Source organism: Pseudomonas sp. efr-133-TYG-5 (assembly GCF_030209175.1).
In the GTDB taxonomy this organism is placed as follows: domain Bacteria; phylum Pseudomonadota; class Gammaproteobacteria; order Pseudomonadales; family Pseudomonadaceae; genus Aquipseudomonas.
Genome location: NZ_JARVSM010000009.1, coordinates 193149 through 214595, shown reverse-complemented (window position 1 = coordinate 214595; position 21447 = coordinate 193149). Strand labels below are relative to the sequence as shown.

Here is a 21447-nt window from a genome sequence, read left to right as displayed (position 1 = left end):
TAGTGTCGTTGGGGTCATGAAAGCGATTTTTCCTACTGCATGGATTGTGTTTGGCTTACTGATGATGGGTCCTGTGCCCGGTGTCATGGCAGCCGCCGTTCAGGAAAAGCCGCCTGCCACCGCCTCTGGCAACCCACCGCAGGGCGCGAAGAAAGCGGCCACGGCGAATAAATCCGCGCAGAAGAAAGCCGCTCCGGTGAAGAAGCGCGCGCCGATCGCCGCCAAGTCGAAACCGGCCAGCGAAGTGGTGAAAACCAAACTCCCGCCGGCCAAACTCGACCTCAGCCTGCCCAAGGACATGGTGCAGGAGTTGAAGCCGGTCGGCACCGTGCCGCTGCCCAAGCATGAGCCGATCCTGCCGCAGTTTTTCGGTGAGAAAAACAGCGGGTTCCAGCTCAACGGCCGTCTGCTGAGCAACGAAATGCAGCTGCAGTTGCGAAACGAAGAACGCCGCGACGTCGAAGGCGCGGCCCTCGATTTCGAATTCAAGCAATAAATCCGCGCCTGCCGTGACCCGCGGACCAGACGCTTTGTCGCCGACTGGTCAGTCACTTTGCTTTCTGCGGAAAAACCCCGGTTCAGGGAATTTGAAACAAGCGTTTTAGCGGTTACTCTGTTCCGCGTCCCTTTAACACATTGCCCGTTGCGAGGAACTCGTCGTCATGAAATGCCGTGAAGGCTGTGGCGCCTGTTGTATTGCCCCTTCCATCAGTTCGCCGATTCCCGGCATGCCTGATGGCAAACCCGCCGGCGAACGTTGCGTGCAACTCTCGGTCGAAAACCTGTGCAGCATTTTCGGTCGAGCGGAACGGCCTGCTGTCTGTTCAGGGTTCAAGGCCGACGTCGAGGTCTGCGGCTCCAGCCAGGAAGAAGCGATCAGGCTGATCGGCTGGTGGGAGCAGATGACGGCGGCGTGATGTGTCAAACGAACGGAACTTCAACAATAAGGAATAAGACTATGGGTTCGCTGCATCGTATCGCTGTGTTGTGTGGTTTGACCGCTGTGCTGGCCACCACGGCCGCCCAGGCAGAAGACTGGAAAGTCGCCAAGAACGAGGACGGCATCAAGGTGTCCCTCAGCGAAGTGCCAGGTTCGGACTACAAGTCGTACCAGGGCGTGACCCTGATGAAGACCACCATCGCCAAATTGCGCGCCCTGCAGGAAGACGTCTCCGGTGCCTGCGCCTGGATCCATGAGTGCAAGAGCCAGAAACTGCTCAAGCACGAGGGTGACCAGAGCTGGACCTACACCCAGTTCAATACGCCATGGCCAGTCACGCCGCGTGACTCGGTGCTGCATATCACCACCGTCGAAGGCGCCGATGGCAGCCTGACCCGCAATCTCGACGGCGTGCCGAAGTACATTCCCGAAGAGAAAGGTTTCGTCCGCGTGGCCCAGGTCAAGGGCTTCTGGAAGTTCGTGCCCAAGGGCGATCAGGTCGAAGTGACCTATCAGGTGCACACCGAGCCAGGTGGCAGCGTCCCGGCGATGGTGGCCAACAAGTTCGTCGTCGATGCACCGTTCAATACGCTCAAGGCCCTTAAAGAGCGCGCTGAAAAGTAACCTGCAGGCTCAAGCCAGAACGCCCCGATTGATTCGGGGCGTTTTTGCTTGCGGCTTTATTGTGTTTCCGGATATGCGTTGGACGAAATTTTCACAAACGCTTCCCGACAATTCGCCCGCGCTGTCTGCAAGCTGTCCGGGTGCCCGGCGCTGGATGAAAGTCTCGGGCAGCAGAACAGTAATCAATGGCAATGCCGCCGGTGATCGTGCAACATTTGCGCACCGCGCAAGCCCCGGGGCCTGGAATGGCCAACAGAGGGCAGGGCGCCGCTGTATTTTCTGCAATTTCAACTTCCAATGGGTCCTAAAACGACATGGCAAACCCGGACGCCCTGAATCAGCAGCGATCTTCCAGTCGCCTGCTGCAACCGACCGTCAAATCGCATCTGGCCTACACGCTGCTGTGCGCGCTGGTCATGATGGTGATGTTTTCCGTGCTGCGCCTCGCGCTGCTGGTCTACAACCGCGAGATGATCCTCGATACCCCGGCCTCGACCTTCCTCGAAGCCTTCGCCAATGGCCTGCGTTTCGACCTGCGCCTGGTGGTGTACCTCTGCGTGCCTCTGGTGCTGGCGTTGTTCAGCGCCCGTGCGATGGCGGCGCGGGGCTTCTTCCGTCTGTGGCTGACCGTCGCTTCGAGCATCGCGCTGTTCCTCGGCCTGATGGAGATGGACTTCTACCGCGAGTTCCACCAGCGCCTCAACGGCCTGGTGTTCCAGTACGTGAAGGAAGATCCGAAAACCGTGATGAGCATGCTCTGGTACGGTTTCCCGGTGGTGCGCTACCTGCTGGCCTGGGCCGTGGGCACGCTGATCCTGACCCTGGCATTCAAGGGCGCCGACCGGGCCACCCGCCCGCGCGGTCCGTTCAGTGGCGGCAATGTCGGCACCCGGCAAGTGGCGCCGTGGTATGCGCGCCTGGCCGTGTTCGTGCTGTGCCTGGTGGTCTGCGTGGTTGCCGCCCGTGGCACCCTGCGCCAGGGCCCGCCGCTGCGCTGGGGTGACGTCTACACCACCGAATCGAACTTCGCCAACCAGCTCGGCCTCAACGGCACGCTGTCGCTGATCGCCGCCGCCAAGGACCGCATGGGCGAAGATCGCGACAACATCTGGAAAGCCACCTTGCCGCAGGAGCAGGCGCAGAAGGTCGTGCGCGACATGCTGGTGATGCCGGACGACAAACTGGTCGATACCGACATCGCTGCCGTGCGTCGTGACTACACGCCGCCGGCCGACAAGACCCTGCCGATCAAGAACGTCGTCGTGATCCTGATGGAAAGCATGGCCGGTCACTCGGTGGGCGCTCTGGGCGCACCGGGCAACATCACGCCGTACCTCGACAAACTGTCGAAGGAAGGCCTGTTGTTCGACCGCTTCTTCTCCAACGGCACCCATACCCACCAGGGCATGTTCGCCACGATGGCCTGCTTCCCGAACCTGCCAGGCTTCGAATACCTGATGCAGACCCCGGAAGGCAGCCACAAGCTGTCCGGCCTGCCGCAACTGCTCAGTGCCCGCAACTACGACGATGTGTATGTCTACAACGGCGATTTCGCCTGGGACAACCAGTCGGGTTTCTTCAGCAACCAGGGCATGACCAACTTCGTCGGCCGTAACGACTTCGTCAACCCGGTGTTCTCCGATCCGACCTGGGGCGTGTCCGACCAGGACATGTTCGACCGTGGCCTGGTGGAGCTCAAGGCGCGCGAAAACGGCAAGCCGTTCTATGCGTTGCTGCAGACCCTGTCCAACCACACGCCGTATGCGCTGCCGACGCCTTTGCCGGTCGAGCGCGTGACCGATCGCGGGACGCTCAATGAACACCTGACAGCCATGCGTTACGCCGACTGGGCACTGGGCCAGTTCTTCGAGAAGGCGCGCAAGGAGCCGTACTTCAAGGAAACCCTGTTCGTCATCGTCGGCGACCACGGCTTCGGCAACGAGCGGCAGATCACCGAAATGGACCTGGGACGTTTCAACGTGCCGATGCTGATGATCGCACCGGGCATCCAGGAGAAGTTCGGTACCCGCGACCATACCGTTGGCACCCAGATCGACATCGTGCCGACCATCATGGGCCGCCTGGGTGGCGAAGTGCGTCATCAATGCTGGGGCCGCGACTTGCTCAACCTGCCGGCAGGCGACACCGGTTTCGGTGTGATCAAGCCGTCGGGCAGCGAGCAGACCACAGCCATCGTCACCGCCGACCAGATCCTCGTGCTGCCGAAAGAGAAGGAAATGGCGCCGAAGATCTACCAGTACCAACTGGGCGCGAACCCTTCTGCCGAGATCATTGCGGACGCACCGCGTACCGCCGAATTGAAACTCAAGCTTGAAGCGTTCCTGCAAACGGCGACCAAGAGCCTGATGGACAACACCGCGGGTGTGGTCAACGGCAAGCCGGATTGATTCCGGCAGAATAAAAAAGAGGCCCTGCGAGGGCCTCTTTTTTTGTTCGGAAAAACGTTATATCCGACCGAGTAACAACAACACCAACAGTACCACCAGTACCACACCGATAATGCCGGACGGGCCATAACCCCAACTTCTGGAGTGCGGGAAGACCGGCAGACCACCGATCAGCAACAGGATCAGGATGATGATAAGAATTGTGCCCATGTCTATTTCCTTGTTGAAAGTGTTCTGAAAAGTCTGATGTTCCGGGCGGCTGGTACTGAACTAATTCCAGACGGCTTACAAGTTCCGACTGCTGTCCGTGAAAGAAAATTCAATGTTTTTTTAATGTATTTGGATCGCAGGTTTATTTCCTTTTACCGGCAGAAGCCTGCCGCTTCATTTGACTCGCCAGCGTTGACGAAAGTGCGCGACGGACGTCAGTGATGGCGGCCAACGTTCGTGCTTGATGCCACGGTTTGCGTCCACCATTCAGCAATCTGATGGAGCGTGGGTCGCCACGGATCCTTCGCTACACTCCGCGCATCTTCCCCGGAACGACAAGGCTGTTTGCTATGCAGAATCGCATGATGATCACTGGCGCGGGCTCCGGCCTGGGTCGCGAAATCGCGCTGCGCTGGGCGCGTGAAGGCTGGCGGTTGGCCTTGTCCGATGTCAGCGAGCCCGGTTTGCAGGAAACCCTCAAACAGGTCCGTGAGGCGGGCGGCGACGGTTTCATCCAGCGCTGCGACGTGCGCGATTACAGCCAGCTCACCGCGTTCGCCCAGGCCTGTGAAGAGAAATTTGCCGGTATCGACATCATCGTCAACAACGCCGGGGTCGCTTCCGGCGGGTTCTTCAGCGAACTGTCGCTGGAAGACTGGGACTGGCAGATTGCGATCAACCTGATGGGGGTGGTCAAGGGCTGCAAGGCGTTCCTGCCGTTGCTGGAACAGAGCAAGGGCAAGATCATCAACATCGCTTCCATGGCCGCGCTGATGCAGGGCCCGGCGATGAGCAACTACAACGTGGCCAAGGCCGGAGTGGTGGCGCTGTCCGAAAGCCTGCTGATCGAACTGGCGCAGCAGGAAGTCGGCGTGCATGTGGTTTGCCCGTCGTTCTTCCAGACCAACCTGCTGGATTCGTTCCGTGGCCCGACACCGGCGATGAAAGCCCAGGTCGGCAAGTTGCTGGAAAGTTCGCCGATCACCGCCGCGGACATCGCCGACTACATCTTCCAGCAAGTGGCGGCTGGCGAGTTCATGATCCTGCCGCACGAACAAGGGCGCATGGCCTGGGCGATCAAGCAGAAGAACCCGCAACTGCTGTACAACGAAATGACTTCGATGGCGGAGAAAATGCGCGCCAAGGCCAGGCAAGGCAACGCCTGAGCTTGCCGCGTCGGGGATGCGTCGTTAGGGTGGCCGCAACGGTTACCCTGACGAGATCTGTGCATGCTCAATTACCTGTGGTTTTTCCTCGCCGCGCTGTTCGAAATCGCCGGCTGCTTCGCTTTCTGGATGTGGTTGCGCCAGGGCAAGAGCGCCTTGTGGGTGATCCCGGCATTGCTCAGCTTGACCCTGTTCGCATTGCTTCTGACGCGCGTCGAAGCGACTTACGCCGGGCGCGCCTACGCGGCGTATGGCGGCATCTACATCGTCGCGTCGATCGGCTGGCTGGCGGTGGTTGAGCGCATTCGCCCGCTGGGTTCGGACTGGATCGGCGTAGCGTTGTGCGTGATCGGTGCCAGTGTGATTCTGTTCGGGCCGAAGTTCTCCGCGGCCTGAATCATCGGAGCTTTCCTGCATTTGCAGGAAAAGTCTGAAGGCCTGCACTGCGCTCGCTGTAGGGCAAGACTGATTTGCCTGCAGCGCATTGTGCCGCGTGCGCAAGCCGCGCATCTTCGAGGCTCGCAAACCTTGAAGGACAACCCCCCATGCTTGTACTGAGCCGTGTCGTCGGTGAACTGATTTCCATCGGCGACAATATTTCCCTGCGCGTCCTGGCGGTCAATGGCTCCAGTGTGCGGTTCGGCATCGAGGCGCCCGAGCAGGTCCATGTGCATCGCGCCGAAGTCTACGAGCGGATCCAGCGCAAACAGGCCAGCGCCAAGACCCGCTGACGGGTTTCAGTCGAACAGGTGCTTGGGCACGTCGTGCTTGAGCATCAACTGGCACTGCTCGCTCTCCGGGTCGAAAACGATCAGCGCCTGGCCCTTGGTCAGCGCTTGACGCACGCGCAGTACGCGGGTTTCCAGCGGCGTGTCGTCACCGTTGTCAGTGCCGTCGCGGGTGACGAAATCCTCGATCAGGCGGGTCAGGGTATCGACTTCAAGTTGGTCGTGGGGAATGAGCATGGGGCACCTCGGCTAAATCAATGGCGCGATGCTACGGCGAATGCGGGATCGCGGCCAGTCCGGGATTTGTCTGGCGCTGGCCGGACCGCCAGCGCCGGCCACCCGGTTCCTGCAAATCCATTCATCTGCACGAACCGGGTTGCCGGCGTCGACGGCGAGCCGGACTCCGCCTCAACTGTCCGATCGTTGCCCCACCAGGCTGTCCACGGACGGTACGCGGGTATCGCTTTCCATCTGCGTCTCATGCTCGATCTGGTGACTGAAGCGATCCAGCGAGGCATTCGCCGGCTGTGCGTCGCTGGCGAACACCGGCGGACTCAGAATGTAGGCGCCGAGCAGGCGGCTCAACGCTGCCAGGCTGTCGATGTGCGTACGTTCGTAACCATGGGTGGCGTCGCAACCGAAGGCGAGCAGGGCGGTGCGGATGTCGTGGCCGGCGGTCACCGCCGAATGCGCATCGCTGAAGTAGTAGCGGAACAGGTCGCGGCGCACCGGCAATTCGTTCTCGGCGGCCAGGCGCAGCAGATGCCGCGACAGGTGATAGTCGTACGGCCCGCCGGAATCCTGCATGGCCACGCTGACCGCGTGTTCGCTGGAGTGCTGGCCGGGTGCGACCGGCGCGATGTCGATGCCGACGAACTCGCTGACGTCCCACGGCAAGGCGGCTGCCGCGCCGCTGCCGGTTTCCTCGGTGATGGTGAACAGCGGATGGCAGTCGATCATCAGTTCTTCGCCGCTGTCGACGATGGCCTTGAGCGAGGCCAGCAACGCCGCGACGCCGGCCTTGTCGTCGAGGTGACGGGCGCTGATATGGCCGCTGTCGGTGAACTCCGGCAGCGGATCGAACGCCACCACGTCGCCGACGCTGATGCCCAGCGAGTCGCAATCGGCCTTGGTCGCGCAGTAGGCGTCCAGACGCAGTTCGACGTGATCCCAACTGATCGGCATCTCGTCCACGGCGGTGTTGAACGCGTGTCCGGACGCCATCAAGGGCAGCACGCTGCCACGGATCACGCCGTTGTCGGTGAACAGGCTGACCCGGCTGCCTTCGGCAAAGCGGCTTGACCAGCAACCGACCGGCGCGAGGGTCAGGCGCCCGTTGTCCTTCACCGCGCGTACGGCGGCGCCGATGGTGTCGAGGTGCGCCGACACGGCGCGGTCCGGGCTGTTCTTCTTGCCCTTGAGCGTGGCGCGGATCGTGCCGCGGCGGGTCATTTCAAACGGAATGCCGAGTTCTTCCAGCCGCTCGGCGACGTAGCGCACGATGGTGTCGGTGAACCCGGTGGGGCTGGGAATGGCGAGCATTTCCAGCAGGACTTTCTGCAGGTAATTCAAATCCGGTTCGGGAATTCGGTTGGTCATGGAAGCTCCTGACGGGTTGAGCGGCTGGTCGACTCCACGCGCGGCGCGGTCCGGCAGCCGGGGACGCAAGCGTCCGGTGAGGCGTTCCCGCGCAGCACGCGGGAACGATCAGGAAAGGCTCAGACGGCCGGTTGACTGTGTGGAAACAGCAGATCGACAAAGCGTTCCGCTGTCGGTTGCGGTTCATGGTTGGCCAGCCCTGCGCGTTCGTTGGCCTCGATGAAGACGTACTCGGGCTGATCCGCCGCCGGCACCATCAGGTCGAGTCCGACCATCGGAATGTCCAGTGCCCGCGCCGCCCGCACGGCGGCATCGACCAACGTCGGATGGAGGATCGCCGTGACATCTTCCAGCGTGCCGCCGGTGTGCAGGTTGGCGGTGCGGCGCACGAACAGGTGCTCGCCGGCCGGCAGAATGCTGCTGTAGTCGTAACCGGCCGCATGCAGGGTGCGCTGGGTCTCGTGATCCAGGGGAATCTTGCTTTCGCCGCCGGTCGCCGCTTGCCGGCGACGGCTCTGGGCTTCGATCAGCGCGCCGATCGAGTGCTGGCCGTCACCGACCACTTCTGCCGGACGGCGGATGGCCGCTGCCACGACCTCGAAGCCGATCACCAGAATCCGCAGGTCGAGACCTTCGTGGAAGCTTTCCAGCAGTACCCGGCTGTCGAAGGCTTTTGCCGCTTCGATGGCCTGTTGCACCTCTTCGATGCTCTGCAGATCCACGGCCACGCCCTGGCCTTGTTCGCCGTCCAGCGGCTTGACCACGATGCGCTGGTGCTCGTCGAGAAACGCCAGGTTGTCGTCGGCATTGCCGGCCAGTTGTTGCGAGGGCAGTTGCAACCCGGCGGCTTTGAGCACCTTGTGGGTCAGGCTTTTGTCCTGGCACAGGCTCATGCTGATGGCGCTGGTGAGGTCGCTCAGTGATTCGCGGCAACGGACCCGGCGGCCGCCGTGGCTGAGGGTGAACAGGCCGGCCTCGGCATCGTCCACTTGCACATCGATGCCGCGCCGATGGGCTTCCTCGACGATGATCCGCGCATAGGGATTGAACTGGGCTTCCGGCCCCGGGCCGAGGAACAGCGTCTGGTTGATGCCGTTCTTGCGCTTGATGGCGAAGGTCGAGAGATTGCGAAAACCCAGTTTGGCGTAGAGGTTCTTGGCCTGGCGATTGTTGTGCAGCACCGACAGGTCGAGGTAGCTCAGGCCGCGACTCATGAAGTGCTCGACCAGATGGCGCACCAATACCTCGCCGACGCCGGGACGCGAACATTGCGGATCGACCGCCAGGCACCAGAGGCTGCTGCCGTGCTCGGGATCGTTGAAGGCTTTCTGATGGTTGAGGCCCATGACGCTGCCGATCACCGCGCCGCTGTCTTCGTCCTCGGCCAGCCAGTACACCGGGCCGCCCTGATGATGCGGGGTGAGCAGGCTGGCATCGATCGGCAGCATGCCGCGCGCCTGGTACAAATGGTTGATCGCCTGCCAGTCCGCTTCGCTCTGCGCGCGGCGAATGCGAAAGCCACGAAACACCCGGGTGGCCTGGCGATAGTCGCTGAACCACAGGCGCAGGGTGTCGGACGGGTCGAGAAACAGCTGCGTCGGTTCGAGGCCGAGGATCTGCTGCGGCGCGGCGACGTACAACGCAATGTCGCGCTCGCCCGGTTGTTCGTTGAGCAGTTCTTCGGCGAGGCTCGCCGGATCCGGGAAGGTATGGCCGATCAGCAAGCGGCCCCAGCCGCAGTGCACGGCAATCGGGGCGCTGGCCGGTTCGCTGCCATCTTCGGCCAGGCGCGCCTGCAAGCGCTCGTAGGACGGCGTCTGGCCGCGCAGCAGGCGTTGGCTGTAAGCCGTGGCGTGGGGTTTCATCAATCAGATTCCTTGTTCGCTGAGCCACAGGTTCAGGGCCGCCAGTTGCCACAGCTTGGAGCCGCGCAGCGGGGTCAGCTGGCCTTGCGGGTCGGTCAGCAATTTGTCGAGCATCGCCGGTTTGAACAGGCCGCGATCCTGGCTGGGATCGAGCAGCAGTTCACGCACCCAGTTGAGGGTGTCGCCCTGCAGGTGCTTGAGGCCGGGCACCGGGAAATAGCCTTTCTTGCGGTCGATGACTTCGCTGGGAATCACCTGCCGCGCGGCTTCCTTGAGCACTTGCTTGCCACCGTCGGGCAGCTTGAACTGGCCGGGGATCCGCGCCGACAGTTCGACCAGGCGATAGTCGAGAAACGGCGTGCGTGCTTCCAGGCCCCAGGCCATGGTCATGTTGTCGACGCGTTTGACCGGGTCGTCCACCAGCATCACCGTGCTGTCGAGGCGCAACGCCTTGTCCACCGCCGCGTCAGCCCCGGGCTGTGCGAAATGTTCCTTGACGAAGTCGCCGGCGGCGTCGTTGCCGGTCAGCCATTTCGGCTGCACGGTGGCGGCGTAATCGTCGTAGCTGCGGTCGAAGAATGCCTGGCGATACGCCGCGTACGGATCGGCCGCGCCGTCCACCTGCGGATACCAGTGATAACCGGCAAACAGTTCGTCGGCGCCCTGGCCGCTCTGCACCACTTTGCAATGCTTGGCGACTTCGCGCGACAGCAGATAGAAGGCGATGCAATCGTGGCTGACCATCGGCTCGCTCATCGCGCGAAACGCGGCGGGCAACTGTTCGATGATTTCTTTTTCGTCGATACGCAACTGATGGTGCTGCGTGCCGTAATGCCTGGCGATCAGGTCCGAATACTGGAACTCGTCGCCACGCTCGCCGCCGGCATCCTGGAAGCCGATGGAAAACGTCGAGAGGTTGTCCACGCCGACTTCGCGCAACAGGCCCACCAGCATGCTCGAATCGACACCGCCGGACAGCAGCACACCGACGTCCACGGCAGCGCGCTGACGAATCGCCACCGCTTCGCGGGTGCTGTCGAGCACGCGGTCGCGCCAGTCTTCGAGGGTGAGGTTTTTCTCGTCGTCATGCGGGCCGTAGGGCAACGTCCACCAGGTTTGCTGCTCGGTGCTGCCGTCTGCCGCGACGCGCATCCAGGTCGCCGGCGGCAGTTTCTCGATGCCGGCCAGCAGGGTGCGCGGCGCGGGGACCACGGCGTGGAAATTCAGGTAGTGATTGAGCGCCACCGGATCGAGGATCGGGTTGATATCGCCACCCTTGAGCAGTGCCGGCAGGGCCGAGGCAAAGCGCAGGCGCTGACCGGTGCGCGACAGGTACAGCGGCTTGACGCCGAGACGGTCACGGGCGATGAACAGGCGCTGGGCATCGCGCTCCCAGATGGCGAAGGCGAACATGCCGTTGAGTTTCGGCAGCAGCGCTTCACCCCAGGCGTGGTAGCCCTTGAGCAGCACTTCGGTATCGCCGCCGGAGTAGAACGCGTAGCCCAGCGCTTCAAGTTCGGCGCGCAACTCCGGGAAGTTATAGATCGCGCCGTTGAAGGCCAGGGACAGGCCCAGCTGGCTGTCGATCATCGGCTGCGCCGAGCCGTCCGACAGGTCCATGATTTTCAGGCGACGATGGCCCAGGGCAATCGGCCCTTGGGCATGAAAACCCCACGCATCGGGGCCGCGAGGCGCCAGGTGATGGGTGATTCGCTCGATGGCTGCAAGGTCTGCAGGTTGTTGATCAAAACGTAACTCGCCAGCTAATCCGCACATAAAGTCCTTACCGGTTTTTCCGTTGGGGAGGGTGTTGCCGTACCGCGGCGAAATGCCCGGTACTCAGAAACTGACCTGACCCGGATGTCGGAGTTTTAGAACGATAAGTTATAAGTGCGGTTGTCTGACCGGCGGAGGCATAGCGCGGAAAGCGCTGCTGCCGGTGGTAGATATTTACTTCATTCAAGCAAATTCCTGCTGGTTTCCCCGGCGAACGCCGCAGCTTTTCCTGTTTTTCTTCGCCGACGAAGCTCGCTAGGGTAGAGGGCTTCAACCTGCAATAAAGGAATATTGCCCATGTCGATTCCGAAGGCGGTCGCCGCACCCGCCGCATTGACTCCGGAGCAGACGCTGCGCGCGCTGCTGGAAATCACCGGCGACCTGGATGCCGCGCGGATCCTGCAACAGCGCCTGCCGGCAGGGCTGCTGAAAGCGTCCTCGAGCACACTGGCGGCGCTCGACACTAGCGCTCGGGAGCTGCATGCCAGCCAGGCCAAAGTGGCCAGTGACCTGCAGCGCCTGAGGCCGCTGAAGACCTTCTGCATCGACGAATTGAGCCGTGCGCTGCGCGCCCGGTGGCCTGCGCAATTCGATGTCGAGCACGATCACCTGGAATTGCCGGGGGCCGACTGTGGCTGTACGCCCGGCACCCCGGCGAAAGGCGCCGCACCGAGCGTCGCGCCGGCCACACTTACCTTGCTCGAGGCGGCGATGCAGAATTTCAGCGCCGACGAAACCACGCTCGACGGATTCCCCGCAGGCAGCGTGATCCGAGTCGCCAGCACGCCGTCCGGGGTGCCTGGGCTGACGCCGCCCGCGTTCGCCCGGTTGTGCCGGGAGCTGGATCTGGGGCAGCGTTACCAGACGCATTTTCTCCAGGTGTTCGGCTTGCGCGATGCCGCTGGCACGGTCGTGACCAGCAGCGCCATGACTGCGGACATCGCGACGATGAAGCGGCAACTGCTGCAACTGGATCTGCACCTGGCCCTGGTCAAGGGGCACGTCACCCCGGCAGGGTTCCAGACCGTGCAACGACTGATCGATGCCAGGGGCATTGTCAGTCGCACGACCCTGCATTACCAGGGACAGCCATGGATCATGCAGGGGATCGAAGTGCTCGACAGTTGCGTGTGGGGTGCGGTGGTGTTCTGCGCACGCTCGGTCGAGCAGTACCCCGACGAACCGTGCCTGGTGTACATGGCCGGCGAGCCCGACCAGCCGCTCTATGAGTACCCGGGGTTCAGCGCCTTCGTGAAGTACCTGAGCTTCAAGCTGGGGCTGGTCAGCTATCGCCGCTACTTCATTCATTGCATCGACGAGAGCGACAAGGCGGATTTCCTCGAGGCCCTTGCTCGCCAGCCGAACCTGGGGCAGGTCAAACCGTTGTCGATCAGTGCACCGTTGTTCGACTTCATGCTCAAGAGCCATGTCGGCAAATGCCAGCTCGATGCCCGTGCGCTCGCGGTGCCCACCGCCGATGTCGATGAAGAGGTGCGCAAGCAACGTCTGCTGAACTATCTGCAGATCGGCATGACCGTGGCCAATGTCGCCGGGCTTTTTGTCCCGGTGCTCGGTGAATTGATGATGGGCGTGGCCGTCGGCCAACTGCTTGGTGAAGTCTATGAGGGCGTCGAGGACTGGCAGCGCGGCGATCGGCAGGAGGCGCTGACGCACTTGCTCAGCGTGGCGGAAAACATCGCCTTGATGGCCGCCACGGGGGTCGGGCAAAACGTCCTGAAATCGCTGGCGCTGAAGACCGTACGCCAACACCCGGAGTTTTTCCGGCCGTTCACCGCCGTGCTCAATCGCCAGGGGCAGGAGCGCCTGTGGAAGCCGGAACTCGAGGCCTATGCGCAGCAGTTTCCACCGGGAGTGGCGGTGACGCCGGATGCTGCCGGCTTGTATCACCTGGAGGGCAAGACCTGGGTGCGTATCGACGATCGCCTGTATGCGGTGACGCTGGATCCGGTGACCAGGCGCTGGCACATCCAGCATCCATCGCGCGCGCAAGCCTACGCGCCGCCGCTGGAACACAACGGCCAGGGCGGCTGGCGGCATCACGCCGAGCCCAGCGAGCAATGGACGGGAGCCTACACCCTGAAGCGGATCGATCCGCGCCTGGCCGATCTCGACGAGAGCCGCCTGGAGATGGTCCGCCGCCTGACCGACACGCGTTTTGACCAGCTGCACCGCTTGAGCGATGACAACCGGCCGCTGACCCCGCGCCTGCTCGATGCACTCGGGCGCTTGCGTATCGAGCGGCGATTGCGCGACCTGGTCAGTGGCCTGGCCCAGGACGAATTCGACAGCCGCGGGTCTGTCGAGGAACTGCTGCATACGTTGCCGAACCTGCCGCGCTGGCCGCAGGACCGCTACATCAAGGTACTCGATGCGCAGGGCCGCATGAGTGCCACCTACCCGCCGACGACCATCGACGATGACACCCTCAGCGTCATCATCCGGCAGGCGCAACTGGACCGCGGCGAGTTGTTGCAGGCGGTCATCGACGGCCTCCATCCGCGCGAGGTCAATACGCTGCTCGGCGTGGATGCGGCCCCCAAGGACGAAGCGGCATTGTTGGCCAAGACCATCGCCGCGACGCTCAAGGTCGATCGACGTGCATTGTTCGAGCACTTGTATCAGCGGTACGACCAGAGCGCCCTCGAGGAGGTGCGCAAGGTCCGCGCGGTTGATCCACAACTGCCGGCACGCTATGCCCATGAACTGCTGCGGCAGGCGCCGAGCGTCGAACGCCTGCAACTGCGCGCCACCGCTCGCGTGCCCCTGGCCCTGGCGCAACGGGCCCGCGAAGCCGGCGCCGCCGTGCGCCTGGATCGGGCGCTGAGTGGCCTGTACCTGGGCGCTATCGCCAATGCCGATAGCGAAAGACTGGCGATCCGCTTGCTGCCGCGCCTGCCTGGCTGGGACTCGAAATGGCATCTGCAGATGCGCGAGCAGTCGCTCAAGGGCACGCTGCTTGAGTCCATTGGTGTGCCTTCGGCGAAGCCCTGCACGATCGTCAGGCTCAAGAGCGGGCACGCGGCGTACGGCAGCGACGGCCAGTCAGTGGGGCGGGTCGAGGCGGGGCCCGACAGCCTCTACAAAGCCCTGCTCAAAGTCCTGCCGGCGCCACAGCGTGAGGCGCTCGGTTTCGACGCGCAGGCGGATGAAAGCTGGCGCCTGCGTCAGAGGTTGCTCAATTGCGCGCTGGACGAGCGCGAGGGCTGCGCCAGGGTGCTGGCCGGCGGCGCGCTGGATGCACCCGTACGAGATGTGCCGTGCCTGCAGGCTGATCCGCCCGACGCGCAGGCGAAGCATTCGCGCGGTTTGCTGGCCAAGGTGCGCAAACTCTATCCGGGCTTCTCCGCAGCGGACGCCGCCGGGTTTCTCGATGGCCTGGGCACTGACGCGCTGAGCCGGGCGACCCGGATCAAACAGTTGCAGTTCGATCTGCAACGTCTGAGGGCGGCGCTGCAGGACTGGGCCGCTGACGAGGCGGGCATCAAGGCTGTCGGCGGGGTGTTGAGTGACGTACGCGAGAGCCGGCAGACGACGGCCTTTCTGATCGAGGACAGCTTTCGCCGGATGCTGGTCGTGCCCGATCAATGGCGTCGGCCGGTGTACGCGCTGAATCTGGACGGCATGCGGGTCGGCAAACTGCCAACGCTGCCGGTCGGTGTCAGCTTCGATCATATCCAGCGACTGTCGCTGAAGAACATGCAGCAGGGCAACGACGTCGCCTATTTCCTCAAGGCCTTCAGGCAGATCGAGACCCTGGAACTGGATCGCAATCAACTGACCCTGTTGCCCGAAGTGATCTCGCACATGCCCGGCCTCAGGCAGCTGAGCCTGGCCGGCAATCGCCTCAAGCTGACCGAGCAGACGCTGGTCAAACTGGCGAACCTGCGAACGTTGCACGTCCTGAATCTGAGCGACAACCATTTGGGCGCGACGCCGGATGTCAGCAAGATGGGCGAGCTGGTTCATCTCGCCTTGCGCAATACCCGCGCCACCGAACTGCCCAAGGGCATCGAGCGCTTGCCCGACCTGGATCTGGTGGACATGCGCGGCAACGATATACAGGAACTGCCGCAGTGGCTGTTCCGCATGGAGCGCCGTTTCAGCGAGACCCTCAACCTGCGTGGCAACCCGTTGTCCACTGCCAGCAGCACCCGGCTGGAGGATTACCGCGACCGGGTCGGGGTCGGCATGGGCTTCGTCGAAAACGACAGCGCTCGCCTGGACGAGGGCGTGGCGCGCTCGCTGTGGCTGACCGAAACCGGCGGGCAAGTCGGCGAGCGACGGCTGGGCATCTGGACGGCGCTCAAGGATGACCCGCGTTCGGAGGGCCTGTTTCATCTACTGGCGGAGCTGGGCAATACCGCCGATTCCGAGCGCGTGCGCGAAGAGCTGACCCGGCGTGTCTGGGCGGTGCTGGAGCACACCGAGGTCGACACGCCCTTGCGCGAGCAGGTGTTCGATCTGGCGGCCAACCCGATGAACTGCACGGATTCGGCGGCACTGAATTTCAGTCATGTCGAGCTGGCGGTGTTGATCCACCAGGTGACCGAGGCGCAATCCGCTTCGACGCAAACGCTGCTCGACCTGGGGCGCGGCTTGTTCCGCCTCGAACAACTGGACCGGATCGCCGCCGAGCACGCAGCCAGACATCCGACACTGGATCCGCTGGAGGTGAGCCTGGCCTATCGCACCGGTCTGGCCGAGCCCCTTGAGCTGCCGGGGCAGCCTCGGCACATGCGTTATGCCGCCCTGGGCGGGGTCACGCCGGCGGATCTGGAAGTCGCGACCCATCGGGTCAAGGCCGCCGAATTGTCGTCGGCGTGGCACAGGTTCCTGGTCGACCAGCCATTCTGGAAAGAGCACTTGCGCCGGCAGTTCCCGCAGGAATTCGCTGTCGCCCGCGGACGCTACCAGGCACTGATCCAGACGTTGTTCGAGCAGGCCGATGACTACAGCTCCGCCGAATACCTGCGCCGCATGAACGCCTACGCCGCCGAACAGGCGCAAGCCGAGCACGGCGTGGTCGAGAAGATGACCGGGCAGGTGCAGCGCCTGGTGGATCTCGGTTTGTGCGTGCTGCCCGATCATGGCTAGCGGCGGGTTATTTGCCGCGGATCAGTCGGCGCAGGGCAAAGCGATTGGGATGGCAAGCCTCGGCGACGCTCCTGGGCAGCGGCAACGGTTCGTTGTCCAGCCAGGCGGCGAGCAGTTCGCCGGACAGCGGCGCGGTGATCAGGCCGCGCGAGCCGTGGCCGCTGTTGACGTACAGGCCGTCGAGCCACGGGCAGGGAATGTCCGGTACCTGGCGGGCATCCTTGCTCAGCGCGGCGTAGGCCTGGGTGAATGCTGCGTGGTCGGCGAGGGGGCCGACGATCGGCAGGTAGTCGGGGCTGGTGCAGCGAAATGCGGCGCGGCCCTGCAGCTGCTCGGGGTCCTGTTCATCGATGCGCAAGCGCGCCATCAGGTCAGTGGAGATTTCTTCGAGCATCGCCAGGTTGCCCAGGTGCTCGGCGGTGGTCGGGGTCAGGTCGTCGCTGTTGAAGGCGAAACTGGCGCCCAGGGTGTGCTCGCCGAGGCGGGCCGGGGCGACGTAGCCTTCGGCGCAGACCACCGTCGCCAGTGCCTGGCTCTGCGCGGTTTGCGCCAGCCGGGTGATCTGCCCGCGGATGCGCTTGAGCGGCAGTTCGGCGCTTTGCGCGAAGCGCTGGATGTCGGCGGCACCGGCCAGCACGACAAGCGGGGCGCTGGCGAGCAAGCGCTCGCCGTCGAAGGCTTGCCAGAGGCTGCCGACCTTGCGCAGTTCCAGCGCCTGCTGGTGGCTGAACAGGCGAATGTTCGGCTGCCGCGCCTGGGCCTGGCACAACGCGGGCGGATGCACCCAGCCGCCCTCGGGATAGAACAGCCCGCCGTGGGCCAGCCCGATCCCGGCGCGGGCCTGGGCGTGCGGCTGATCGAGCCAGTGCAGCAGATCTTCGGGGAACGCGGCCGCCAGTTGCGCGTGGCGCTCGGCTTCCTTGGCATTGAACGCCAGTTGCAGGACGCCGCAGTCATCCCAGTCCTTGCCGCGCTGCAGTGTCTCGAGCAGCCGGCGGGTGTAGCCGAAGCCGCTGACGATCAACTGCGACAACGCTGTGCCGTGGGCCGAGAGCTTCAGGTACAGCACGCCCTGCGGATTGCCCGAGGCCTCCTGTGCCACCGCGGCGTGGCGCTCCAGCAGGCTGACCTGCCAGCCGCGTGCGGCCAGGCTGGCAGCGCTGGCGCAACCGGCGAGCCCGGCGCCGATCACCAGCGCATGGCGCTCGCCGGTCAGCGGGGCGGGGCGGGCGAACCAGGGCTTTTCCGGCGCTGGCGCCGGCACATCGGCAGGCCAGCCGAGAAATTCGCCGCGCAGGATTTCCCACTTGTGGCCGATGCCCGGAGTACGCTTCATCTTGAACCCGGCGGCGTTGAGCAGGCGGCGTACCCAACCGGTGCTGGTGAAGGTGCTGATGGTCGAGCCCGGCGCTGCCAGTCGTGCCAGTTCGGCGAACAGTTCGGCGGTCCACATCTCGGGATTTTTCGCCGGGGCGAAACCGTCGAGAAACCACGCGTCGATCTGCGCATCCAGTTGCGGCAGTTGTTCCAGCGCATCCCCGATCAGCAGCGTCAGCGTCACCCGGCCATTGTCCAGGACGATGCGCTGGAAGCCCTGATGGATCGCCACGTAGTGCTTGAGCAGTTGCGCGGCCAGTGGCTGCAGTTCGGGCCACAGCGCCAGCGCGCGATGCAGGTCGGCAGGGCTCAGCGGGTATTTTTCGACGCTGACGAAATGCAGCCGCGCACCGGCCACCGCGTGGTGTTCAAACAGCTGCCAGGCGCAGAGAAAATTCAGCCCGGTGCCGAAGCCGGTTTCCCCGATCACCAGTCGCCCGCTTGCCGGCAGCGCGGCGAAGCGTTCGGCCAGACGGTTCTGCTCGAGGAACACGTAGCGGGTTTCATCCAGGCCCGACTGATCGGAAAAATACACATCGTCGAACACTCGCGAACGCGGGCGTCCCTGGTCATCCCAGTCGAGTTGGGCGTGGGGCAGTACAGGATTCATGGCAGGCTCGGCAACGACAAGGCGGCCATTCTAGCCGATCACGCGAGGGGCGCTTGATCCATGGCAAGTCCTGCGCGCGAGCGCTGGCGGAAAATGCCGCGCGGCAAAAGGATCGATCAGGATTTCTTCCCCATGGCAGAGATCCATCCGCTAGTCTTGCTGAATTCTGGAAGGGAGCCGCCCATGTTCGAATCCGCTGAAATCGGTCACGCCATCGACAAAGACACCTACGAAGCCGCCGTACCTGCGCTGCGCGAAGCGCTGCTGGAGGCGCAGTTCGAGTTGCAACAGCAGAAACGTTTTCCGGTGATCGTCCTGATCAACGGCATCGAGGGCGCCGGCAAGGGCGAGACGGTGAAGTTGCTCAACGAATGGATGGACCCGCGCCTGATCGAAGTGCGCACCTTCGACCAGCAGACCGACGAAGAGCTGGCGCGACCACCGGCCTGGCGTTACTGGCGAATGCTGCCGGCCAAGGGGCGCATGGGCATTTTCTTCGGCAACTGGTACAGCCAGATGCTGCAGGGACGGGTGCACGGGCTGTTCAAGGACCCGCGCCTGGACCAGGCGATCAACGCCGCCGAGCGCCTGGAAAAAATGCTCTGCGATGAAGGTGCGCTGATCTTCAAGTTCTGGTTCCACCTGTCCAAGAAACAGATGAAGGCACGGCTCAAGGCGCTCGCCGACGATCCGCTGCACAGCTGGCGCATCAGTCCGCTGGACTGGCAGCAGTCGCAGACCTACGACAAGTTCGTCAAGTACGGTGAGCGCGTGCTGCGCCGCACCAGCCGCGACTATGCGCCGTGGCATGTCATCGAAGGCATGGACGCGCACTACCGCAGCCTGGCGGTGGGCAAGATTCTTCTCGAAGGCCTGCAGAACGCGTTGAAGCGGCCGGATGTCCATCCGCACGATGTCAGCGCCGCACCGCTGGGCACACCGGTGGATCAGATGAACCTGCTCGACAGCCTCAACCTCGAACAGCGCCTGGAGAAGAAGGACTACGAAGAACAACTGATCACCGAGCAGGCGCGGCTGTCCGGGCTGATGCGCGACAAGCGCATGCGCCGCCATGCGCTGGTCGCGGTGTTCGAAGGCAACGATGCTGCGGGCAAGGGCGGGGCGATCCGCCGGGTCGCGGCAGCGCTCGATCCGCGCCAGTACAACATTGTGCCGATTGCCGCGCCGACCGAAGAGGAGCGGGCGCAGCCTTATCTGTGGCGGTTCTGGCGGCATATTCCGGCGCGGGGCAAATTCACCGTGTTCGACCGCTCGTGGTACGGGCGGGTGCTGGTGGAACGGGTCGAAGGCTTTTGCAGCACCGCCGACTGGATGCGCGCGTACGGCGAAATCAACGACTTCGAAGAACAGATCGCCGATGCCGGGGTCATTGTGGTGAAGTTCTGGCTGGCCATCGACAAGGACACGCAGATGGAGCGTTTCCAGGCGCGCGAGGAGATCCCGTTCAAGCGCTTCAAGATCACCGAGGACGATTGGCGCAACCGCGACAAGTGGGATGATTACCGTGCGGCGGTGGGCGACATGGTCGATCGCACCAGTACCGAAATCTCGCCGTGGACCCTGGTCGAAGCCAATGACAAGCGCTGGGCGCGGGTCAAGGTGTTGCGCACGATCAACCGCGCGCTGGAAGAGGCGTTCGACAAGTCCGACAAGAAGAACAGGAAACACAAGGACTGAGTCGATGGGCGCGCATACGCGGGGTGAATGATTGTCGCGGTCGGTAATCGGGTGGACTTATCCTCGGTCCACTCCAACCGATAACAACAATGAGGTATGCCATGCGTGAAGTGGTGATCGTCGACAGCGTACGGACTGGCCTGGCCAAATCCTTTCGCGGCAAGTTCAACCAGACCCGCCCTGATGACATGGCGGCCCATTGCGTCAACGCGCTGCTGTCGCGCAATGACGTCGACCCGGCCAGCGTCGAGGACTGCATCGTCGGCGCCGGCTCCAACGAAGGCGCCCAGGGCTACAACATCGGCCGCAATGTGGCGGTGCTGTCGCGGCTGGGCACCGGCACGGCCGGCATGACCCTCAACCGTTTCTGTTCGTCGGGCCTGCAGGCGATTGCGATTGCCGCCAACCAGATCGCCTCGGGCTGCAGCGACATCATCGTTGCCGGCGGTGTCGAGTCGATCAGCCTGACCCTGAAAAGCGTCAACACCGATCACCTGATCAACCCGTTGCTCAAGCAGCAGACCCCGGGCATCTATTACACGATGGGGCAGACCGCCGAAGTGGTGGCGCGTCGTTACGGCGTCAGCCGTGAAGCCCAGGATCGCTATGCCCTGCAAAGTCAGCTGCGCACGGCGCAGGCCCAGGCGGCGGGGCTGTTCAACGATGAAATCGTGCCGATGGCGGTGAAATACCAGGTCGAAGACAAGAACAGCGGCGCGGTGCAGATCCTCGACGGCATCGTCGATCGTGACGATTGCAACCGCCCGGACACCACTTATGAAAGCCTTGCCGGCTTGAAACCGGTGTTCGCCGAGGACGGTTCGGTGACTGCGGGCAACTCGTCGCAACTGTCTGACGGTGCCTCGATGACCCTGGTGATGAGCCTGGAAAAAGCCCTGCAACTGGGGCTCAGGCCGAAAGCGTTTTTCCGTGGTTTTACCGTGGCCGGTTGTGAACCCGACGAGATGGGCATCGGCCCGGTGTTCTCGGTGCCGAAACTGCTCAAGGCCAAGGGGTTGCAGGTGGCGGACATCGACCTGTGGGAGCTCAACGAAGCGTTTGCCTCGCAGTGCCTGTACAGCCGCGATCGCCTGGAAATCGATAACGACAAGTACAACGTCAACGGTGGCTCGATCTCCATCGGTCACCCGTTCGGCATGACCGGATCGCGTCAGGTCGGGCATCTGGTGCGCGAGTTGCAGCGGCGCAACCTGCGCTACGGCATCGTCACCATGTGCGTCGGCGGCGGGATGGGGGCGACGGGGTTGTTCGAGGCTGTTCGGTAAGCCTGGAGATAATTGGCGGCATTCAAGCCGTCATCGCTGGCAAGC

16 protein-coding genes are annotated in these 21447 nt (G+C 63.4%); 10 read left to right on the top strand and 6 right to left on the bottom strand.

Annotated features, from left to right (window positions below):
• The first annotated feature begins 16 nt into the window (after window positions 1-16).
• The 4 genes from QRN70_RS25845 to QRN70_RS25830 all read left to right on the top strand — a co-directional run bounded on the left by QRN70_RS25845 (window position 17) and on the right by QRN70_RS25830 (window position 3972).
• Window positions 17-496 carry a translation initiation factor 2 gene (locus QRN70_RS25845; RefSeq protein WP_285420690.1) on the top strand — a complete coding sequence of 160 codons (480 nt, stop codon included), beginning with the start codon at window positions 17-19 and terminating at the stop codon, window positions 494-496.
• Window positions 497-662: 166 nt separating this feature from the next.
• Window positions 663-917: a YkgJ family cysteine cluster protein gene (locus tag QRN70_RS25840; RefSeq protein ID WP_285420689.1), complete on the top strand. Its 255-nt coding sequence runs from the start codon at window positions 663-665 to the stop codon at window positions 915-917.
• A gap of 41 nt (window positions 918-958) precedes the next feature.
• Window positions 959-1564, top strand: coding sequence for an START domain-containing protein (locus QRN70_RS25835; protein ID WP_285420688.1), 606 nt, complete (start codon window positions 959-961; stop codon window positions 1562-1564).
• 314 nt (window positions 1565-1878) lie between these two features.
• Complete coding sequence (locus QRN70_RS25830) at window positions 1879-3972, top strand: LTA synthase family protein (protein WP_285420687.1); 2094 nt, start codon at window positions 1879-1881, stop codon at window positions 3970-3972.
• Window positions 3973-4029: 57 nt separating this feature from the next.
• Here the strand turns inward: QRN70_RS25830 and QRN70_RS25825 are convergent, their stop codons facing one another.
• On the bottom strand, window positions 4030-4188 hold the full coding sequence (locus tag QRN70_RS25825; protein ID WP_169432680.1) for a DUF3309 family protein: 159 nt from the start codon (window positions 4186-4188) through the stop codon (window positions 4030-4032).
• Between the two features lie 344 nt (window positions 4189-4532).
• Between QRN70_RS25825 and QRN70_RS25820 the strand changes: the two genes are divergently transcribed.
• The 3 genes from QRN70_RS25820 (at window position 4533) to csrA (ending at window position 6079) form a co-directional block, all read left to right on the top strand.
• Window positions 4533-5348, top strand: a complete 816-nt coding sequence (locus QRN70_RS25820; RefSeq protein ID WP_285420686.1) for an SDR family oxidoreductase — start codon at window positions 4533-4535, stop codon at window positions 5346-5348.
• A gap of 63 nt (window positions 5349-5411) precedes the next feature.
• The gene (locus tag QRN70_RS25815) at window positions 5412-5744 is read left to right on the top strand and encodes a YnfA family protein (RefSeq protein WP_285420685.1); all 333 of its coding nucleotides are present in this window, start codon (window positions 5412-5414) and stop codon (window positions 5742-5744) included.
• 149 nt (window positions 5745-5893) lie between these two features.
• On the top strand, window positions 5894-6079 hold the full coding sequence (gene csrA, locus QRN70_RS25810; protein WP_285420684.1) for a carbon storage regulator CsrA: 186 nt from the start codon (window positions 5894-5896) through the stop codon (window positions 6077-6079).
• Between the two features lie 6 nt (window positions 6080-6085).
• On the opposite strand, the gene QRN70_RS25805 is transcribed toward csrA, so the two are convergent.
• From QRN70_RS25805 to QRN70_RS25790, 4 genes are all read right to left on the bottom strand, one after another.
• Window positions 6086-6313, bottom strand: a complete 228-nt coding sequence (locus QRN70_RS25805; protein ID WP_003199186.1) for a YheU family protein — start codon at window positions 6311-6313, stop codon at window positions 6086-6088.
• 171 nt (window positions 6314-6484) lie between these two features.
• Window positions 6485-7675 carry an osmoprotectant NAGGN system M42 family peptidase gene (locus QRN70_RS25800; RefSeq protein ID WP_285420683.1) on the bottom strand — a complete coding sequence of 397 codons (1191 nt, stop codon included), beginning with the start codon at window positions 7673-7675 and terminating at the stop codon, window positions 6485-6487.
• A 119-nt stretch (window positions 7676-7794) separates the two neighbouring features.
• Window positions 7795-9540: an N-acetylglutaminylglutamine synthetase gene (gene ngg, locus QRN70_RS25795; RefSeq protein ID WP_285420682.1), complete on the bottom strand. Its 1746-nt coding sequence runs from the start codon at window positions 9538-9540 to the stop codon at window positions 7795-7797.
• A 3-nt stretch (window positions 9541-9543) separates the two neighbouring features.
• Window positions 9544-11316 carry an N-acetylglutaminylglutamine amidotransferase gene (locus QRN70_RS25790; protein WP_285420681.1) on the bottom strand — a complete coding sequence of 591 codons (1773 nt, stop codon included), beginning with the start codon at window positions 11314-11316 and terminating at the stop codon, window positions 9544-9546.
• 297 nt (window positions 11317-11613) lie between these two features.
• Here QRN70_RS25790 and QRN70_RS25785 point away from each other — a divergent pair, with 297 nt between their 5' ends.
• A complete protein-coding gene (locus QRN70_RS25785; protein ID WP_285420680.1) occupies window positions 11614-16431 on the top strand; it encodes an NEL-type E3 ubiquitin ligase domain-containing protein in 4818 nt (1605 codons plus the stop codon).
• Between the two features lie 7 nt (window positions 16432-16438).
• Here the strand turns inward: QRN70_RS25785 and mnmC are convergent, their stop codons facing one another.
• A complete protein-coding gene (gene mnmC, locus QRN70_RS25780) occupies window positions 16439-18418 on the bottom strand; it encodes a bifunctional tRNA (5-methylaminomethyl-2-thiouridine)(34)-methyltransferase MnmC2/FAD-dependent 5-carboxymethylaminomethyl-2-thiouridine(34) oxidoreductase MnmC1 (RefSeq protein ID WP_285420679.1) in 1980 nt (659 codons plus the stop codon).
• A 183-nt stretch (window positions 18419-18601) separates the two neighbouring features.
• Between mnmC and pap the strand changes: the two genes are divergently transcribed.
• On the top strand, window positions 18602-20116 hold the full coding sequence (gene pap, locus QRN70_RS25775; protein ID WP_285420678.1) for a polyphosphate:AMP phosphotransferase: 1515 nt from the start codon (window positions 18602-18604) through the stop codon (window positions 20114-20116).
• 101 nt (window positions 20117-20217) lie between these two features.
• Window positions 20218-21402, top strand: coding sequence for a thiolase family protein (locus QRN70_RS25770; protein ID WP_285420677.1), 1185 nt, complete (start codon window positions 20218-20220; stop codon window positions 21400-21402).
• Window positions 21403-21447 lie beyond the last annotated feature (45 nt).

What these genes read in the sequence shown, in the direction of transcription:
- QRN70_RS25845 (WP_285420690.1), top strand. Translation starts at nt 17, where the DNA reads ATGAAAGCGATTTTTCCTACTGCATGGATTGTGTTTGGCTTACTGATG.
- QRN70_RS25840 (WP_285420689.1), top strand. Translation starts at nt 663, where the DNA reads ATGAAATGCCGTGAAGGCTGTGGCGCCTGTTGTATTGCCCCTTCCATC.
- QRN70_RS25835 (WP_285420688.1), top strand. Translation starts at nt 959, where the DNA reads ATGGGTTCGCTGCATCGTATCGCTGTGTTGTGTGGTTTGACCGCTGTG.
- QRN70_RS25830 (WP_285420687.1), top strand. Translation starts at nt 1,879, where the DNA reads ATGGCAAACCCGGACGCCCTGAATCAGCAGCGATCTTCCAGTCGCCTG.
- QRN70_RS25820 (WP_285420686.1), top strand. Translation starts at nt 4,533, where the DNA reads ATGCAGAATCGCATGATGATCACTGGCGCGGGCTCCGGCCTGGGTCGC.
- QRN70_RS25815 (WP_285420685.1), top strand. Translation starts at nt 5,412, where the DNA reads ATGCTCAATTACCTGTGGTTTTTCCTCGCCGCGCTGTTCGAAATCGCC.
- csrA (WP_285420684.1), top strand. Translation starts at nt 5,894, where the DNA reads ATGCTTGTACTGAGCCGTGTCGTCGGTGAACTGATTTCCATCGGCGAC.
- QRN70_RS25805 (WP_003199186.1), bottom strand. Translation starts at nt 6,313, where the DNA reads ATGCTCATTCCCCACGACCAACTTGAAGTCGATACCCTGACCCGCCTG.
- QRN70_RS25800 (WP_285420683.1), bottom strand. Translation starts at nt 7,675, where the DNA reads ATGACCAACCGAATTCCCGAACCGGATTTGAATTACCTGCAGAAAGTC.
- ngg (WP_285420682.1), bottom strand. Translation starts at nt 9,540, where the DNA reads ATGAAACCCCACGCCACGGCTTACAGCCAACGCCTGCTGCGCGGCCAG.
- QRN70_RS25790 (WP_285420681.1), bottom strand. Translation starts at nt 11,316, where the DNA reads ATGTGCGGATTAGCTGGCGAGTTACGTTTTGATCAACAACCTGCAGAC.
- QRN70_RS25785 (WP_285420680.1), top strand. Translation starts at nt 11,614, where the DNA reads ATGTCGATTCCGAAGGCGGTCGCCGCACCCGCCGCATTGACTCCGGAG.
- mnmC (WP_285420679.1), bottom strand. Translation starts at nt 18,418, where the DNA reads ATGAATCCTGTACTGCCCCACGCCCAACTCGACTGGGATGACCAGGGA.
- pap (WP_285420678.1), top strand. Translation starts at nt 18,602, where the DNA reads ATGTTCGAATCCGCTGAAATCGGTCACGCCATCGACAAAGACACCTAC.
- QRN70_RS25770 (WP_285420677.1), top strand. Translation starts at nt 20,218, where the DNA reads ATGCGTGAAGTGGTGATCGTCGACAGCGTACGGACTGGCCTGGCCAAA.